The sequence below is a fragment of the Paracoccus methylovorus genome (genome assembly GCF_016919705.1).
Classification (GTDB): domain Bacteria; phylum Pseudomonadota; class Alphaproteobacteria; order Rhodobacterales; family Rhodobacteraceae; genus Paracoccus; species Paracoccus methylovorus.
The window spans coordinates 17294-34120 of sequence record NZ_CP070368.1; the positions used below are offsets into that span (position 1 = coordinate 17294).

Sequence of the window (16827 nt, forward strand, 5' to 3'; positions counted from 1 at the left end):
GTTCCATGGCCAACACCCAAGCCGTTTCCGACGCCGAATTCGATAGCGAAGTCCGTCAGTCCCCGACCCCCGTCGTGGTCGATTTCTGGGCCGAATGGTGCGGACCCTGCCGTCAGATCGGTCCTTCGCTGGAAGAGCTGGCCGTCGAATACGAGGGTCGCGTCAAGATCGTGAAGATCAACGTGGACGAAAACCCTGAAAGCCCGGCCGCCCTTGGCGTGCGCGGCATCCCGGCGCTGTTCTTGTTCAAGGACGGTCAGGTGGTGTCGAACAAGATCGGCGCTGCGCCCAAGGCGGCGCTGAAGGCCTGGATCGAAGAATCCATCTGATCCTAAGCGTCGGGGGCGGTTTGGATCGGCCAGCCGCCCCGGCGCATCGCCCTGATGATCCGCGCCCCCGCATCGGGTCGCGTGGCATTGATGGCCTTTTCCTGAAGAAACCAGAACAGATAGCGGTCGAAATCCGGGAAATGGGTTTCGGCCCGCGCCAGTGCCTCGGCCGCACCCAGTTCGGCGACCTTCAACCCGATATGGTGAAAGTCGATCTGCCCGAACAGCACCGCCGGCTTGCCCAGAAGGTAGCCGTCGAAGGCCACCGCGCTGTTTTGCGTTGCAACGAAGGCGCAATCTCGGAGCAGTTGCATGGTATCGCCGCCAATTTGCAGGTTGGGATAGCGCGCCGCCAGCCCGGCCAGCGCTGCATGATCGGCGGCGTCATAGGTTTCCCGTGGGTGCAGCGTGGCGACTGTGGGGTGGCCGGTTGCGGCGACCTCGGCCAGCATCCTGACCGGGCTCATGCTCTGGAACGAACGGTGGCGGCGAATTTGTCCCTGCAGCGGCACGAAAATCGCGTCGCCGCGCAGGGGCTGGGGACCGGGCAGGATACGGGCGCGCAGCCGATCGGCGAAATCACGCGCCGCTTGCGGGTCGATCGAGTGGGGGTCGTAAGCGCTTTGCGCGACCTCGAATTGCCAGCGCTGCGACAGCGGCTCGATCTGCCAGAAGGGATAGTAATAGGCGCGGCGAAAGGTCAGCGCGCGGGCATGGGTCGGCGTCTCCTTATGAAACAACGCGTAACCGCCCCGCAGTGGTGCGGTCATGCGGGCCAGACGGCCGGTGCGGTGCCATTCGACCTGCCAGCCCACGCCCTCGACCGTCTGGCGCAGCACGTTCATGAAGTTGAAGCTGCCCGTCCGGGCGGTTTCCAGCATCGGACCCTCCAGATAGATACGCAGGATGGGGGTGCGAGGGGCGGCATGCTTCATGGCCCGAAGGCTAGCGGGCAGCGCGGCCCTGCGGAAGGGGGCGGGTTGCGAAACCTCTGCCCGGCCCATATCTGACGCAGCGAGACTGGAATCGGAGAGACGCATGTCCGAAGACAAATTTCCCGGCTGGCACGGCACCACCATTCTGGCCGTGCGGCGCGGCGGCAAGGTGGTCGTCGCCGGCGACGGCCAGGTCAGCGTCGGTCAGACGGTGATGAAGGGTACGGCCCGCAAGGTGCGCCGGCTGGTGCCCGGAGGACATGACATCGTGGTGGGGTTTGCCGGTTCGACGGCGGACGCCTTTACCCTGCTTGAGCGGCTGGAGAAAAAGCTGGAAGCCGCGCCGGGTCAATTGGCGCGCGCCTGCGTCGATCTGGCCAAGGATTGGCGCATGGATAAATACCTGCGCAATCTTGAGGCGATGCTGATCGTGACCGACGGCAAGGATATTTTCGTAGTGACAGGCGCCGGCGACGTTCTGGAGCCCGAGCATGACGTGGCCGCCATCGGCTCGGGCGGCAATTTCGCCCTTGCCGCTGCGCGCGGGCTGATGGAAAGCGAACTGGATGCAGAGGCCGTAGCGCGCAAGGCCATGGCGATCGCTGCTGACATTTGTGTCTATACCAACGGCAATCTGACCGTCGAGGTTCTGGGATAAGGGGGGCGCTGCCCCCCCGTCCTGCATGCCCCGGGGGGGCTTGCAGGACGTCCCCCGGGGTATTTTCACAACGAAGAAGGCGAAGGGTGCGCGCGCGCCTTTGCGGTTGTCTGGGTTGGTCTTGGCCTTTGGAAAAATATTGGTTCCGGGGTGGTTTGTGGCCGCGGAGCCATGGGCTTGGTTGAAACGCCCCTCGCCCGCCTTTAAGTGATGCCGGAATGAGACAGGAGCCTTGAATGTCCGACCTGACCCCGCGCGAAATCGTGTCCGAGCTGGATCGTTTTATCATCGGGCAAAGGGACGCCAAGCGTGCCGTGTCCGTGGCGCTGCGCAACCGTTGGCGCCGCCGGCAGCTGGGCGACGATCTGCGCGATGAAGTTTATCCCAAGAACATCCTGATGATCGGCCCTACAGGAGTGGGCAAGACCGAAATCAGCCGACGTCTGGCAAAACTGGCCCGCGCGCCCTTTCTGAAGGTCGAGGCCACCAAGTTCACCGAGGTCGGCTATGTCGGTCGTGATGTCGAACAGATCATCCGGGACCTGACAGATGCCGCGATCATCGAGACCCGCGAGCGGATGCGCGAGGAGGTCAAGGCCCGCGCCCACAAATCCGCCGAGGAGCGCGTGGTTGCCGCGCTGGCCGGCGAGAATGCCCGCGAGCAGACCCGTGACATGTTCCGCGACAAGCTCAAGCGCGGCGAGTTGGACGACACCGTGATCGAGCTGGAAGTGCAGGACAACTCCAACCCCCTTGGCATGATGGAAATCCCCGGCCAGCCCGGCGCCATGGGTGGCATGATGGATCTGTCGGGGCTTATGAAGGCATTTGGCGGCCGCCGGGTGCGGCGCAAGGTCTCGGTCGCGGAAAGCTATGAGATGCTGATCGCGGAAGAGGCCGACAAGCTTCTTGACGATGACGCCGTCAAGGCCGCCGCTCTGGAGGCGGTGCAGGAAAACGGCATCGTCTTTATCGACGAGATCGACAAGGTGGCGGCGCGCACCGATGCCCGCGGCGGCGACGTCAGCCGCGAAGGGGTGCAGCGCGATTTGCTGCCGCTGATCGAGGGCACGACCGTTTCCACGAAATACGGGCCGGTGAAAACGGATCATATCCTGTTCATCGCCAGTGGCGCGTTCCATATCGCCAAACCCTCGGACCTGCTGCCCGAGCTTCAGGGCCGGCTGCCGATCCGGGTCGAGTTGCGCGCGTTGACCGAAGACGACTTCATCCGCATCCTGACCGAGACCGACAACGCCCTGACCCGGCAATATACCGCGCTGATGGCGACCGAAGGCGTGACTGTCCAGTTTACCGAGGACGGGATCCGGGCGCTGGCGCGCATCGCGGCGGAGGTGAACGGTTCGGTCGAGAATATCGGCGCGCGGCGGCTTTATACCGTGATGGAGCGGGTGTTCGAGGAGCTTTCCTTTACCGCGCCCGACCGCTCGGGCGAGACGGTGGTGGTGGATGCCGCTTTCGTCGAGAAGCATCTGGGAGATCTTTCGCGTTCGACCGACCTGTCGCGCTATGTCCTGTAAGGAACCCTGGCGCTTGCCCGCCGTTGTCCCATAGCTCAAGGACGGGGACATATATGGGATATCTCTTTGGCATCATCATCTTCGCGCTGGATGTCTGGGCAATCGCCTCGATCATCAACACGAATGAAACGATGACCACCAAGCTGATGTGGATTGCGCTGGTGGTGATCCTGCCGGTCGTGGGGCTGATCATCTGGTGGTTCGCGGGGCCCAAGGCGAATTACGGCTAGGGGCTTTTCCGCCGCGCAAGGGAATGGCATTGTCCCCCGCAAGTCATAAGGCGGGGGACAATGCCGGGGCGGATCCTTGTTTCGCTATTTCTGTTGCTTGCGGCCTGCGCGCCGCGCGGCGAAATCACCATCGCCCCCGAGGCGGCGCGGGTGGGCCATGTCGAACGCATCTATGTCGCCACCAATCGCACCCCCGACGGCCGCCGGCAGGAGGGGGTGAGCTTTGGCCGGGTCGATGTTTCGATTCCGCCAGAGCGGAAGCCCGGCTCGATCACTTTTCCCAAAAAAGGGGCGAAGGCCGATCCGCAACGGGACTTCCTGGTCTCGGAATATGCGCGCTTTGCCCGGCCCGCTGATCTTCGGGCCGATTTGCGTCACGCCATTGCTGCGCGCCCTGTGGGAGACCGCGATATCGTGCTGTTCGTGCATGGCTATAACAATACCTTTGCCGAGGGGCTGTATCGCTTTGCCCAGATCAAGCACGACCTGAGCCTGCCGGGCGTGCCGGTGCACTTCGCCTGGCCTTCGCGTGGCCAGCCGCTTGCCTATGCGGCGGATCGGGACAGCGTGCTGTTTTCACGCAACGGGCTTGAACGCAGCATCGAGATCGCCACCGAGGCTAGCGGCGGCAAGGCGATTCTGGTCGCGCATTCCATGGGCGCGCTGCTGCTGATGGAGAGCCTGCGCCAGATGGCCATAGCCGGCAAGCACGACACATTGGACCGCATCGGCGGGGTGGTGCTGCTGTCGCCGGATATCGACGTGGATGTGTTTCGCACGCAAGCCCACGCCATCGGCAAGCTGCCGCAACCCTTTGTGATATTCACCTCGGGACGGGACCGGGCACTGAATCTGTCGGCGCTGATCGCAGCCGAGCCGGTGCGGCTGGGCAGTGTGACCGATGCCAATCTGGTGGCGGACCTGCCGGTGATGCTGGTCGATGTGGGGGCCTTTTCGACCGGGACCGGGCATTTCAACGTGGCGACCTCGCCCACGCTGTTGCGTATCCTGTCACAGGCCCAGGAACTGAACAGCGTGTTTTCTTCGGACGTGGGGGGTGGGGTCGGCCCGCTGACGCGCGCGGCGCTTCATGCCGAGCGCGCGGCGCAGATCGTGATCTCGCCCGCGTTCTAGCGGCGCAGATAGACGTAATACGCGCCCTCGCCGCCATGACGGCGATGCGCCGGGCGCACTTGCAGGACGGCAGCACTCAGCGGCGGCATGTGCAGCCAATGCGGCACGTTGTGCCGCAGGGCGCCGGGGCGCACCGGAAGCGGCGTTTCGGGGCCGCCCTCGCGTCCCTTGCCGGTGATGACCAGCACCAGCCGCCGCCCCTCGGCCTTGGATTGCAGGATGAAACGGGTCAGCACCGGCTGTGCTGTGGCCAGCGTCATACCGTGCAGGTCGATCCGCGCCTCGGGGGCCAGCTTGCCGCGGGCCATCTGGCGATGGGTCTTGTGATCCATGCGCAGCGGCTGAAGATGCAGCGCCTCTCGTGGGGCCGGTGACAGATCGAACCGGGTCGAGCCGCTGCCAGACGAGGACCCCGGCCGCAAGCCAGAAGGCGGCAGCAGCGGCGCCGGATCCGGTGCGACCGGCGGTTTTTTCAGGGGTTGGGGTGCCGGGGGCGGCTCGGCCTGTTTGCGCGACGGATGCAGCGGCACGGCTGTTGCAGCGATGCGGGACCACAGGGCCTTGTCCTCGGCCGAAAGTCCCCGTCGTCGCGCCATGGTTCAGGCCGTGGCGACAAGCTGCCAGTTCGGGTCGTCCTGACCCATGCGGCGGGCAAAGGTCCAGGTATCGCGCTGCTTGCGCGCGGCTTTGGGATCGCCCTCGACCACGTTGCCCTGCGCGTCGCGGGTGGCGACGATCATTTCGCCCAGGAAGCGGACGGAAAGTTCGGCCATGCCGGTGGACGGGGTGAACCCGGCCTCGGCCAGCGCGGTTTCGCGGGTGCCAAGAAACTGTGCCTGGGTGGTCAGCCCGCGCGCCTTTCGATCCTCGATCACGAATTCGAAGGCTTCGGCGACCTGCGGGGCCAGAAAGCTGCGCACTTCGGACAGATCGCCGCGTTCAAAGGCCATCAGAATCATCTCATAGGCGGATTTGGCGCCTGACAGGAACGGACCTACGGCAAAATCGGGATCGACCCGCTTCATCTCGGCCAAGGCCTTGGCCGCGGGGCTGCCCGGCGGCGCATGGTCGGCGATGTCGCTGTCGACCGCCTCGGCCGTGCCGTCGATCACGTCGAAGCGGCGGCGCTGAGGCGGTTCTTCCGGGACGCGCGGCGCCTCGAATCCGTCACGGGTACCAAGAACGCCGCGCAGACGCAGGATCAGGAACACGGCGATCGCCGCGAGGACGATCAATTGCAGCAGGGGGTTCGACATCAACGGACCTAACGAGCTTTGTAACGGCGCTTTCACATGCTTATGTAGGGTGAGGACCGGCCCAAGTCCAGTTTGGTGCCGGAAATAGAAGTGCCGGAGGAAAAAGGCGTTATGTGGCTGCTGTTGCCCTTTGTGATCTTGCCGATTGTCGAGATTGCGCTGTTCATCCAGGTGGGGGGCGCAATCGGCGTCCTGCCCACGATTGCACTGGTTCTGGCCTCGGCCGTGGCGGGTGTGGCGGTCATGCGCCATCAGGGCGCAAGGGCGGCGTTGGACATACAGCGCGCCATGCAGGAATTCCGCGACCCCGGCCGGCCGATGGCGCATGGCGCGCTGGTCATGATCGCCGGTGTGCTGATGGTGGTGCCGGGCCTGTTCACCAGCACGTTGGGGGGTTTGCTGCTGATTCCGGCGGTGCGCAGCCTGATCCTGCGCCAGATGGTGTCGCGCAGTGCTGTCCGGGGCAGCACATTCAGCTATCGCCAGAACTATGGAGCCGAGGGTGATTTCGGCGCGGATCCTGCCGGTTTCCGCCGGGGGCCCGGCTGGCGCGACGACGGTGTGATCGACGGCGAATATTCGGTGCAGGACGATCCGCCCGGCCCCGTACGGGAAGGGCTGACCGACCAAAGCGACCCCTCGTCGCGTCGAGGCGGCTCGGGCTGGACCCGGCATTGAGCGCCGGGCTGCGGGGTGCTAGAAACCGCTCAGATCCGAGGAGAATTCCATGAGCGACGACAACAACAACAGCGGCACCGCCGCGCCCGAAGCCCAGAATGTCGGGCAAAATCCGGGACAGCAGGCCGTTCGGTTGCAAATCCTGACGCAATATATCCGCGACCTGTCCTTTGAGAATGCGGTGGCGCAAAAGGGCCTGCCGTCGGGGGATGTTCAGCCCGAGATCAGCGTGCAGGTCAGCCTTGATGCCCGCAAGCGTCCGGCCGATCACCAGTACGAGGTGATCAGCAAGTTCCGCGTACAGTCGTCGAACGCCAGCGATAAATCGCCGCTTTTCCTGTGTGAGCTGGATTATGGCGGTATTTTCCATGTGGAAGGCGTGCCCGAAGACCAGTTGCACCCCTTTCTGATGATCGAATGCCCGCGCATGATGTTCCCCTTTGTGCGGCGCATCGTCTCGGACATGACGCGCGATGGTGGCTTCCCGCCTTTCAATATGGATCCGGTGGATTTCGTGGCGCTTTACCGGCAAGAGATCGCGCGGCGCGCGCAAGCCGAGCGTCCCGCCGATCAGCCGCTGTCCTAAGTAATCACTTTTCCGTGAAAATGGTCCATTCAGGTCCGCGGTCACCAGCCGCGGGCCTTTGTTCATGCGCAGCGTCGCTGGCTGCAATGCTGGTGCGGACTGTGCAATAGGGCTAGTTTCGCACCGCAAAGACGGAGATCGGTATGGCAAAAGGCGCAAAACGGGCCTGGCAGAGGATGCTGTCGGGGCGCAGGCTGGATCTTCTGGACCCGACGCCCATGGATATCGAGATCGGCGACATCGCGCATGGTCTGGCGTTCGTCGCCCGCTGGAACGGTCAGACCCGTGGCGACTGGGCCTATACCGTGGCCGAACATTCGCTGCTGGTCGAGCAGATCCATGCCCGCAGCAACCCTGATTGCGAGCCGCGCTGGCGGCTGGCGGCGCTGCTGCACGACGCACCTGAATATGTGATCGGGGACATGATTTCTCCGGTCAAGGCCGCGCTGGGTCGGGAGTACGGAGAGATGGACGCCCGGCTGACCGCGGCAATCCATCGCCGTTTCGGTCTGCCGGCGCAATTGCCCGCAGCGGTGAAGCGGGCGATCAAACGGGCCGACCGCATGTCGGCCTGGCTGGAAGCCATTCAGATCGCGGGATTTTCCAAGGCCGAGGCGGATCGCCTGTTTCCCGCCCCCCGGCCTGAATTATTACAGGGGCTGGAAATACGACTGTGCCCGCCCCTTGAAACCCGCAACGCTTTTTTATTGCGCTTTTCTCAGCTTATTGCGGAGATCGACGCAAAGGCGTGATCCCGGAAAACCCCGCATCCTGGATGCGGGGAGCCGGATCAGATTTCCATCGCTTCCAGTTTTTTGCCGGAATCCAGCGCCTCTTGCACCCAGCGTGGTTTGCGGCCGCGTCCAGTCCAGGTTTGCGACGGATCGGCAGGATTTGCGTATTTGGGCGCCACCTTGCCACGCGCCTGCTTGGAGACGGTCAGATCGGTAAGATTAAAGCCATATTCACGCGCCGCGCTTTCGGCGGCCGCCAGGGCTTCACGCTTGCGGCGATCTTCGAAGGTGGAAATCGCGCGATCGAGCTTGTTACGCAGATCCCGAAGTTCCCGCAAGGACATTGCGTCCAATTCGATGCTCATATCATTATCCTTGGTTTTGGCAGCATGCGCTCTCAATATTTGCATTTCAAAGTGAATTGCAATCTTTTTGAGAACTGAATTATTAACGCGGGCTGCGTTTGGCCAGGATCCGCTGAAGAGTACGCCGGTGCATATGCAGACGCCGTGCCGTTTCGCTGACATTGCGGTCGCATTGCTCATAAACGCGCTGGATATGTTCCCACCGCACGCGGTCCGCCGACATCGGCGTTTCAGGCGCCGGCGGCAAACTATCGCCTTGTGCCAGCAATGCGCGCGTCACGTCGTCGGCATCAGCCGGTTTCGACAGATAATCCGTCGCCCCCATCTTGACCGCTGCAACCGCCGTTGCGATGGCGCCATAACCAGTCAACACGACGATCTTGGTATCTTCGCGCGCTTCCCGCAGGGCATCGACCACATCAAGCCCATTCCCATCCTCAAGCCGCAGATCGACCACTGCATAGGCAGGTTTATGTTCGGCCACAGCAATGCGGGCTTCGGCAACCGAGGCGGCGCGAATGACGGTAAACCCGCGTTTTTCCATTGCACGGGCCAGACGGTTCAGAAAAATCTCGTCATCGTCGACCAACAGAAGGCTGGAGTCGGGGCCGATTTGGTAATCCTCTGACATATTTCCCCTTGCCCTTGAAAGTTCACAGTTGAGTAGAGTGTTTTTCCCATACGGTCAAACCCCCGTTCCTGACGCAACGTCAATGAAACAGGCGGCCCTTTCTGACAGTTCCTGAGCGGAAAGGTCGCGACCAAAAAGTTCGACAGTGCCGGTTCCGGGAATCACAAGGTAGGTATTGGTCATATGATCGACCAGATAGTTTTCGGGGTCTTCCTGATCATTTACCTTGTAATAGTTACGCCAAGCTTTAGAGACCGCATCGATTTCCGCCATGGTGCCGGTCAATCCTATCATACGTTCGTGCATGGCCTGGGTAAAATCGTGCAGCACCTCTGGCGTGTCTCGTTTTGGGTCGACCGAAATGAAGACTGGCGTGACCTGCATCCCCCGCTCTTCCAGCATTGCGACGGCTTCGGCATTACGGGCATTGTCGAGCGGGCAGACGTCGGGGCAATAGGTATAGCCGAAATAAAGCAGTGTCGGACCTGCCAGCACTTCTTGGTCATTGACCCGTCGTCCATTCTGGTCCGTCAATTCAAAGGATGCGCCCAGACTGTCCAGTCCGATTTGCACCCCTCCGACGCGGCAGGGGGCGAATGGATCGGCCTCGCCGCGCGACAGCCACAGCCCGCCGCCCACCAGAACCAGCATCGCAGCCAGGCTACCGAGGATCAGGACCGTTCTGTCTTTGCCCATCAGGAACATCTCCGTCCACTTGGACGCATTGATCGCCCATCCAGCCATGGGTATCAATGCAAAAGCCCGTCTCAACCCAAAGACTCAACATGCCTTTTGGTCTAGTTTCTCGCCGCATCGACCCCTTCCCCGGCCAACCGGGACCCGAGCCGATCCGGCTGCGCACCCTGATCCTGCTGCGCTGGGTCGCGATTGCAGGACAATTGGCTGCCGTTGGCGCGGCGCTGCTAATCGGTGCGGACTTCCCGCTGGGCGGGGTGCTGATCGTGATTGGGCTGGCGATGGCGCTGAATCTGGCGCTGACGGGGCGTCAGGACCGGCGCATCTCGGCGCGGGTGGCGGCCTGGCAGTTGGGTTTCGATCTGGCGCAAATGGCCGTCCTGCTGGCGCTGACGGGCGGGCTTGCCAACCCTTTCGCACTGCTTTTGCTTGCGCCGGTGACCATCGCAGCCACCGCCTTGCCGCCCAAGCATCTGCTGGCGCTGGGGTTCGCCACTTTCCTGATGGTGACACTGGCGGCGGTTTTCGCCCAGCCGCTGACCTTTGGGGCGGGTGGGCTTTTTACCCTGCGTGAGCCGCTGTTGGTCGGGCATTGGTTTGCCATCGTCATCGGTGCGGTGTTCTTTTCCGGCTATGCCCGGCTGGTTGCTGCCGAGGTCAGTGCCACTTCGGACGCGCTTTTCGCGGCCCGTCTGGCGCTGGAACGCGAACAGAAGCTGCAACATCTGGGCGGGGTGGTTGCCGCTGCCGCGCATGAGCTGGGCACTCCGCTGGCCACGATCAAGCTGGTCAGCGCCGAACTGGCCGATGAATTGGCCGAGGCTTTGCCCGAACGCACGGACCTGGCCGAGGATGTCGCCTTGCTGCGCCAGTCCTCGGATCGTTGCCGCGATATCCTGAAATCCATGGGCAGCGCCGGGCGTGACGACCTGCTGATCCGCTCGGCCCCGCTGAACGAGGTGTTGGCTGAGGCCGCCGCCCCCCATCGTGGCCGTGGCGCCAAGATCGTGGTGCTGCCCATGCCCGAGCCGCTGATCGTGCACCGCGATGCCGCGGTGATCCACGGGTTGCGCAACCTGATCCAGAACGCCGTCGATTTTGCCGGCAAATGCGTGACCATCGAAACGGGCGCTGATCGTCGCGATCTGTGGGTGCGCGTGGTCGATGACGGGCCGGGCTTTCCGCCAGCACTGCTGCCCCGCATCGGCAGCCCCTTCCTGACCACGCGTCCCCGGGCCGATGACGGGCGCAGTTATGAAGGCATGGGCCTGGGTCTTTTTATTGCCAAGGCACTGCTGGAACGTTCAGGCGCGCGACTACGTTTCGGCAATGCCGCGCAGGGCGGTGCCGAGGTTGTCGTGACCTGGCCCCGTGAGATGATCGAGACCGAGGATCGCGCCGCCTTGGGTCAGAACCCCGAGATCCTGGCCTGATCTTTCAACCTGTTAACCACTTCTTAAAACATCCCGCTATAGTTGTGTTTGGCGATACTGTTCAGGGTTGTTTCGATGGTTGCGCATTTCCTTATCGCTTTTACGGCGGCGGCACTGGCGGTCCTGTCGGCTTTGGCCCTGGTCCAGCTGGTGGACCGGCGGGTCGTCGGCGCACGGACAGTGCGGGGATTGGAACGAGGGATAGAGCCGATCGTGTTTCTGTTTCGCGACGGGGTGTTGGTCGATGCCACTGCTCCGGCCCGCAGCCTGCTGGCCAGCCTGCCGGGTGAGGGCGAATGGCAGCGGCTAACCTCGTGGCTGGGCATGCGCTTGCCGGAAACCGGCGCACTGCTGCCCGATCTGGGCGGCACCGCGCGGATCGAGTTGAAAGAGCCGTCGGGCGACAGTCCCCTGCGGTTGCTGGCAGAGGATTTGGGTGACGGATTGCTGCGCCTGACGCTGGCCGATCCGGCTGCCGAAAACGCCGGTGTTCTGGTCGATTCCCTATCCCTGCGCGCCATGGAGCAAGAGTTGGAAATTCTGCGTAGCGCGATGGACCATTCGCCGATGCTGGCTTGGCGGCAGGATGAACAGGGACAGATCACATGGGCCAATTCCGCCTATCTGAACCTTGCCGAGGCCAAGGCTCAGGGCCAGACGGTCTGGCCGCTGCCCCAGATCATCGACCTGTCGGCACGACCCGTCCAGCCAGTTTCGCCGGGCGGTGCGCGCCGGGCCCAGATCGACCATGATGGGCAAAGCCGCTGGTATGACTGCCATCTGCATGAAATCGACAAGCAGACCGTAGCGATCGCCCTGCCCGCCGATGCGGCGGTTCGGGCCGAGCGCTCGTTGCGCGAATTCGTTCAGACACTGACCAAGACCTTTGCCGATCTGCCCATAGGTCTGGCGATCTTTGACCGCGACCGCAACTTGCAGCTTTTCAACCCGGCGCTGATCGACCTGACCGGACTTGCCACCGGTTTCCTGACCGCACGGCCGACGCTTTACGCCTTTCTGGACCGATTGCGCGAGGCACGAATGGTGCCTGAGCCAAAGGATTACCGAAGCTGGCGCAACCAGATGAACACGCTGGAGGCAGCGGCCTCCTCGGGCCATCATGTCGAACTGTGGTCGCTGCCCGGCGGTCAGACCTATCGCGTGACCGGCCGGCCGCATCCTGACGGTGCGGTGGCTTTCCTGTTCGAGGATATTACCTCGGAAATCTCGCTGACCCGCAAGTTTCGCGCCGATCTGTCGCTGGGGGCTGAGGTGCTGGATGCGTTGGAGGACGCGGTGGCGGTCTTTGCCGCCAATGGCGACGTGCTAATCTCGAATCGCCGCTATGCCGAGCTATGGGGCATGGCGGCATCGGGCACGCTGGAAGGGCAAATTCAGATCTGGACCAAGGCCTGCGGCGCCAGCCCCGGCCTTGTTTCCTTGCGCGAGGCGCTGAACGCCGTGCTGCCCGATGAGCCTTTGCGCGGCGCGATGGCGGGACCGGCCGGTGGGCTGTTGTCCTGGGGCTTGCGGGGACTATCCGGTGGGCGCCTGTTGCTTAGCTTTGCCGCTCCGGTACCGACCATGCCGGTTGGGCGCGAGGTGCCGCGCGTTGCGGATAATCAACGGCAGGAAGAAAGCGCGGCGATGCAACGCGCGCTGACCGGATGATCGCGTGATCTTGCCCTGCCAGCCCCGGCACGCTTTTCTGCGCAAAACCTGTGGGAAGGGAATATGGGTGAAAGTCGAATGGATGGTGTGCGAAGGGGAATGTCCATGCAGGTAAGCCCTGATCTTCTGGCCGGCCGGCGCGTGCTGTTCGTCATGGCGCTGGATGCTGAATATGGACCGCAACTGCGCGCGCGTATCTCGCCCTTGATGACCGGCGTTGGCCCGGTCGAGGCGGCGGTTGAACTGACCTTCGCGTTGTCGCTGCTGGCGGGCCGGGGCGAACTGCCCGAACTGGTGGTTTCCTTGGGCTCAGCGGGATCGCGCCAGTTGCAGCAGTTGGGCGTCTATCAGGTCGCCTCGCTGGAGTATCGCGACATGGATGCCTCGGCATTGGGCTTTTCCAAAGGTGAAACGCCAATGCTGGACCTGCCGGCGCGCATCGAAATGCCGCTGCGTATTCCGGATATCGCTTCGGCCAGCCTCGCGACCGGGGCAAGCATTGTCAGCGGTGCCGGCTATGATGCGATCAGTGCCGAGATGGTCGATATGGAAAGCTTTGCGGTGCTGCGGGCCTGCCAGCGTTTCGGTATTCCGCTGATTGGGCTGCGCGGTATTTCGGACGGAGCCGAGGAACTGGCGCATCTGTCCGATTGGACGCAATATCTGCATCTGGTAGATGAGCGTCTGGCCGAGGCCGTGGACCGACTTTCGCTCGCATTGGAGTGTGGCGATCTGGTCCTGTAGGAACCGGCTGATCCGCCAGAGGATCGAAGCCGCGCATTACCAAACAGGTTCCGGTGCATTCGTGATGCCGGTCCCAAAAATGAATCCGGCACGGGTTAAAGGTCGTTCTCTCCGCCCACGGTTGCGCGCGATCTAACCCCTTATCATTTTGCAGAATGTTGCATTTCTGCCCGTATCGATGATTGAGGCATTCATGCCCACGAGACCGCAATAAGCCGGCCCGGTTTTTGGGCAAGGATACTGGGGTGCCGCCACCGCAGGGACGAATTGGGAACAACTATTGCGCACTCTCCCCGGCATTGCCCTCGATATTCAGTCGTAAAACGGACCGGCGAGCGATATGCTGCCCTTTATAAGTTCAGCACGACGTCCCTCGGCTCTTACTCCCCGCCGATCAGGATCTGCCCGTCGGGCCAGCGCAGCGCGGTGGTCAGGGCGATGCTGCGCTCTTCCCCTGCATCGATCTTGCCGTTCCAGACAAGCAACCCGCGTTTGCCATCCGGATCGGTCTCATCCGGCCTGGGATCGGCAGACCAGTCGACGCGCAGGTTTTCCTGGGTCGAAACTGGGACGCGGTCGATCACCCGCAACGGCCATTCCTCGCCCGTCAGGTTGCGGATCCTCAGGATTGCGGTTTCCCTGCGTTCGGAGGATTTGGAGATCAGGCCTCGATTGCCTTCGATTTCGTCGGGAATGTGACGCTCCAGCTTGATGCCGGTCAGCGGGCCGAAACCCAGTTTCATATCGTCCCCTGCCGCGGTCAGTTCCAGAACGCCGCGCCCGACCATGGCGCCATCGGCATAAAAGGTGGCATCGCCAGGCAGGATGACGGCCCCGGTCGAATTCACCGTGTCCGCGACCAGAAAGGCGCTGTCGTCGCGGCGAGGCACCGCCTCGGCGATGATTTCGGGTGTCAGCTCGTGCGAATCCAGTGGCAGGCGCAGCGCATCGGCGCCGTCGCGCATGTCGATCGGTGTCGGATAGTCGTAAACCACCGTTTCGCCGACCATCCCCGCCACGGCCGAGCCGGCAATGCTTGCCGGTGCCGGTGCGGCGCGTTCGACCGAGTCCATGGCGGCTTCGGCCATCGAGTCGGTGGAACGGCTGTAAAGCTTGGCCTGCGGGTCGCCAATGCGCAGGAAGTCCGGCTGCAATTCGCTGGGCGCCGATTGATCCATCGGTCGCGCGGTGGACAGAACCAGATGCACGCCGCGCCAATCCTCGCCTGTATACTGGCGCACCAGCAGTCCGCGATCCAGACGCAGCTTACCTTCCCTGCGCTGCAAGGACAGGTCATAGACCGGCGACCAACTGGCCTGATCGGTCAGGTTGGTGATGCGAATGCGGGCCGGCTGACCCTGTCCCTGCACCGCGATCACCAGTGCGCCGCGTTCGGTTTCCGGGCCGCGCAGCGCATCGAGCCGGGCTTCGGCGCGGGCCAGGTCCTCGACCAGTTCTTCGCGCCCCACATCGGCGGTCTCGGCTTCCAGCCGGGCGCGGACTGCGGTTTGCCGCGCCTGCAGCAGTTGTTCGGCCACCGCGCTGGTCAGTGCCGCGATATCGCCAGAGCCCGTAACGTCCGAGGTCGCCAGTTTCATCAGGAATTCAATGGTGTCATCGGCGGCTTCGGCCCGGGCCTTGATCTCGGCCACGCTGGCATCGTGTTTGGCCAGAGCGGTCTGCAGGCGGCGGACCTCGTCCTGGGCCGATTGCAGTTCGGGGGATTTCGCCGGCGTTTCCGGAAGGGCGCGTTCTTGCTGGACGCCCGTCGCGCCGATCACCGCGCCCTCGGCCGTGATACGCAGGCTGGCAGGGTCGATGCCTTCGGGGATGCCGGGGATCACCAGCTCATGCGACCCGGCGGGCAGGTCCAGCGCGGCTTCGCGGGTAACGCCCGCACCCCAAGGGTAGACGGTGACGTCGGTCACGCGGGCGGTAGTCTTGATCCGGTCGGCCAGTGCGGGACCGGCAAGCAGGATGGCGGTGGAAATCAGCAGATGGCGCATGGGTTCCCCTGGTCATGACCCGGCCAAGGTCCGCGAGGGGCGCCGGAAATGCAAGAGGGCGCCCGGTGGGACGCCCTCACATATCCGTATCGGTCAGCCTTTCTTCAGGCAGCGATTGCCCAGCAGCTCGGCGATCTGCACCGCGTTCAGGGCCGCGCCCTTGCGCAGGTTGTCCGCGACGATCCACAGGTTCAGCCCGTTTTCTACCGTTACGTCCTGACGGATGCGGCTGACGAAAGTGGCGAAATCGCCCACGCATTCCACGGGGGTCGAGTAGCCGCCCGGCTCGCGCTTGTCGATGACCAGAATACCCGGCGCCTCGCGCAGGATGTCGCGGGCCTCGTCCTCGTCCAGGAAATCCTCGAATTCGATGTTCACGGATTCCGAATGACCGACAAAGACCGGAACGCGCACGCAGGTCGCAGTGACCTTGATGGCGGGATCGATGATCTTTTTCGTCTCGACCACCATCTTCCATTCTTCCTTGGTATCGCCGCTGTCCAGGAAGACGTCGATCTGCGGAATCACGTTGAAGGCGATCTGTTTCTGGAATTTCTTCGGTGCGACCTCCTGACCCGGGACATAGACGCCCTTGGTCTGGTTCCACAATTCGTCCATGCCGTCTTTGCCGGCGCCGGAGACCGACTGATAGGTCGACACCACGACGCGCTTGATGCGGGCACGGTCGTGCAGCGGCTTCAGCGCCACCACCATCTGCGCGGTCGAGCAGTTGGGGTTCGCGATGATCATCTTGTTGCGGTAATCCTCGACCGCGTCGGGGTTCACCTCGGGCACGATCAGCGGAATCGCGGGGTCATAGCGGTAAAGCGACGAGTTATCGATCACCACGCAGCCTTGCGAGGCGGCAATGGGCGCATATTGCTTGGTCGCGTCCGAGCCGATGGCGAACAACGCCATGTCATAGCCGGTAAAGTCGAACCCTTCGATGTCCTTGCATTTCAGGGTCTTGTCGCCATAGCTGACCTCAGTGCCAATGCTCCGGCGCGAAGCCAGAGCGACAACCTCATCAGCAGGAAACTGGCGCTCGGCCAGGATATTCAGCATTTCACGGCCCACGTTCCCCGTGGCGCCGGCGACAACGACCTTGTAGCCCATTGGGGTCTCCTTCAACAAAGGACGCCGCGATATAGGGTGTATTGCGGCAAAGGGAAAGCGAGATTTCGTTAAAACGCCCGATGA

At 63.1% G+C, this 16827-nt stretch carries 19 protein-coding genes; 11 read left to right on the plus strand and 8 right to left on the minus strand.

Going from position 1 to position 16827, the window contains the following annotated elements; all coding sequences use genetic code 11:
* The first annotated feature begins 5 nt into the window (after window positions 1–5).
* Complete coding sequence (gene trxA / locus JWJ88_RS00090) at window positions 6–329, plus strand: thioredoxin (protein ID WP_205294091.1); 324 nt, start codon at window positions 6–8, stop codon at window positions 327–329.
* Window positions 330–331: 2 nt separating this feature from the next.
* Here trxA and JWJ88_RS00095 read toward each other — a convergent pair whose 3' ends face one another.
* A complete protein-coding gene (locus JWJ88_RS00095) occupies window positions 332–1264 on the minus strand; it encodes a hypothetical protein (protein WP_205294092.1) in 933 nt (310 codons plus the stop codon).
* A gap of 103 nt (window positions 1265–1367) precedes the next feature.
* On the opposite strand from JWJ88_RS00095, the gene hslV reads away from it, so the two are divergent.
* The 4 genes from hslV (at window position 1368) to JWJ88_RS00115 (ending at window position 4827) form a co-directional block, all read left to right on the plus strand.
* Window positions 1368–1922, plus strand: a complete 555-nt coding sequence (gene hslV, locus JWJ88_RS00100) for an ATP-dependent protease subunit HslV (RefSeq protein ID WP_205294093.1) — start codon at window positions 1368–1370, stop codon at window positions 1920–1922.
* Between the two features lie 236 nt (window positions 1923–2158).
* A complete protein-coding gene (hslU, locus tag JWJ88_RS00105) occupies window positions 2159–3463 on the plus strand; it encodes an ATP-dependent protease ATPase subunit HslU (RefSeq protein WP_205294094.1) in 1305 nt (434 codons plus the stop codon).
* A gap of 53 nt (window positions 3464–3516) precedes the next feature.
* Window positions 3517–3693: a PLD nuclease N-terminal domain-containing protein gene (locus JWJ88_RS00110; RefSeq protein WP_205294095.1), complete on the plus strand. Its 177-nt coding sequence runs from the start codon at window positions 3517–3519 to the stop codon at window positions 3691–3693.
* Window positions 3694–3753: 60 nt separating this feature from the next.
* Complete coding sequence (locus JWJ88_RS00115; protein WP_205294096.1) at window positions 3754–4827, plus strand: alpha/beta hydrolase; 1074 nt, start codon at window positions 3754–3756, stop codon at window positions 4825–4827.
* Here JWJ88_RS00115 and JWJ88_RS00120 read toward each other — a convergent pair.
* Complete coding sequence (locus JWJ88_RS00120) at window positions 4824–5423, minus strand: Smr/MutS family protein (RefSeq protein ID WP_205294097.1); 600 nt, start codon at window positions 5421–5423, stop codon at window positions 4824–4826. The genes JWJ88_RS00115 and JWJ88_RS00120 overlap by 4 nt on opposite strands.
* 3 nt (window positions 5424–5426) lie before the next feature.
* Window positions 5427–6083 (minus strand): Tim44/TimA family putative adaptor protein, encoded by a 657-nt coding sequence (locus tag JWJ88_RS00125; protein WP_205294098.1) that lies wholly within the window; start codon window positions 6081–6083, stop codon window positions 5427–5429.
* A 111-nt stretch (window positions 6084–6194) separates the two neighbouring features.
* On the opposite strand from JWJ88_RS00125, the gene JWJ88_RS00130 reads away from it, so the two are divergent.
* The 3 genes from JWJ88_RS00130 to JWJ88_RS00140 all read left to right on the plus strand — a co-directional run bounded on the left by JWJ88_RS00130 (window position 6195) and on the right by JWJ88_RS00140 (window position 8099).
* Window positions 6195–6761 carry an FxsA family protein gene (locus JWJ88_RS00130; protein ID WP_205294099.1) on the plus strand — a complete coding sequence of 189 codons (567 nt, stop codon included), beginning with the start codon at window positions 6195–6197 and terminating at the stop codon, window positions 6759–6761.
* Between the two features lie 49 nt (window positions 6762–6810).
* Window positions 6811–7347 (plus strand): protein-export chaperone SecB, encoded by a 537-nt coding sequence (gene secB / locus JWJ88_RS00135; protein ID WP_205294100.1) that lies wholly within the window; start codon window positions 6811–6813, stop codon window positions 7345–7347.
* A gap of 143 nt (window positions 7348–7490) precedes the next feature.
* A complete protein-coding gene (locus tag JWJ88_RS00140) occupies window positions 7491–8099 on the plus strand; it encodes an HD domain-containing protein (protein WP_205294101.1) in 609 nt (202 codons plus the stop codon).
* A 38-nt stretch (window positions 8100–8137) separates the two neighbouring features.
* Here the strand turns inward: JWJ88_RS00140 and JWJ88_RS00145 are convergent, their stop codons facing one another.
* The 3 genes from JWJ88_RS00145 to JWJ88_RS00155 form a co-directional block, all read right to left on the minus strand.
* Window positions 8138–8446, minus strand: a complete 309-nt coding sequence (locus JWJ88_RS00145) for an H-NS histone family protein (protein WP_205294102.1) — start codon at window positions 8444–8446, stop codon at window positions 8138–8140.
* Window positions 8447–8528: 82 nt separating this feature from the next.
* A complete protein-coding gene (locus JWJ88_RS00150; RefSeq protein ID WP_205294103.1) occupies window positions 8529–9077 on the minus strand; it encodes an ActR/PrrA/RegA family redox response regulator transcription factor in 549 nt (182 codons plus the stop codon).
* 54 nt (window positions 9078–9131) lie between these two features.
* The gene (locus JWJ88_RS00155; RefSeq protein ID WP_205294104.1) at window positions 9132–9782 is read right to left on the minus strand and encodes an SCO family protein; all 651 of its coding nucleotides are present in this window, start codon (window positions 9780–9782) and stop codon (window positions 9132–9134) included.
* An 80-nt stretch (window positions 9783–9862) separates the two neighbouring features.
* Between JWJ88_RS00155 and JWJ88_RS00160 the strand changes: the two genes are divergently transcribed.
* The 3 genes from JWJ88_RS00160 to JWJ88_RS00170 all read left to right on the plus strand — a co-directional run bounded on the left by JWJ88_RS00160 (window position 9863) and on the right by JWJ88_RS00170 (window position 13621).
* Window positions 9863–11206 (plus strand): ActS/PrrB/RegB family redox-sensitive histidine kinase, encoded by a 1344-nt coding sequence (locus JWJ88_RS00160; protein WP_205294105.1) that lies wholly within the window; start codon window positions 9863–9865, stop codon window positions 11204–11206.
* A gap of 75 nt (window positions 11207–11281) precedes the next feature.
* The gene (locus tag JWJ88_RS00165; protein WP_205294106.1) at window positions 11282–12877 is read left to right on the plus strand and encodes a PAS-domain containing protein; all 1596 of its coding nucleotides are present in this window, start codon (window positions 11282–11284) and stop codon (window positions 12875–12877) included.
* 105 nt (window positions 12878–12982) lie between these two features.
* Window positions 12983–13621 (plus strand): 5'-methylthioadenosine/S-adenosylhomocysteine nucleosidase, encoded by a 639-nt coding sequence (locus JWJ88_RS00170; RefSeq protein WP_205294107.1) that lies wholly within the window; start codon window positions 12983–12985, stop codon window positions 13619–13621.
* Between the two features lie 380 nt (window positions 13622–14001).
* Here JWJ88_RS00170 and JWJ88_RS00175 read toward each other — a convergent pair whose 3' ends face one another.
* Both JWJ88_RS00175 and JWJ88_RS00180 read right to left on the minus strand, forming a co-directional pair.
* On the minus strand, window positions 14002–15627 hold the full coding sequence (locus tag JWJ88_RS00175; protein WP_205294108.1) for a DUF4139 domain-containing protein: 1626 nt from the start codon (window positions 15625–15627) through the stop codon (window positions 14002–14004).
* Between the two features lie 93 nt (window positions 15628–15720).
* Window positions 15721–16743, minus strand: a complete 1023-nt coding sequence (locus JWJ88_RS00180; RefSeq protein WP_205294109.1) for an aspartate-semialdehyde dehydrogenase — start codon at window positions 16741–16743, stop codon at window positions 15721–15723.
* Between the last annotated feature and the right edge of the window lie 84 nt (window positions 16744–16827).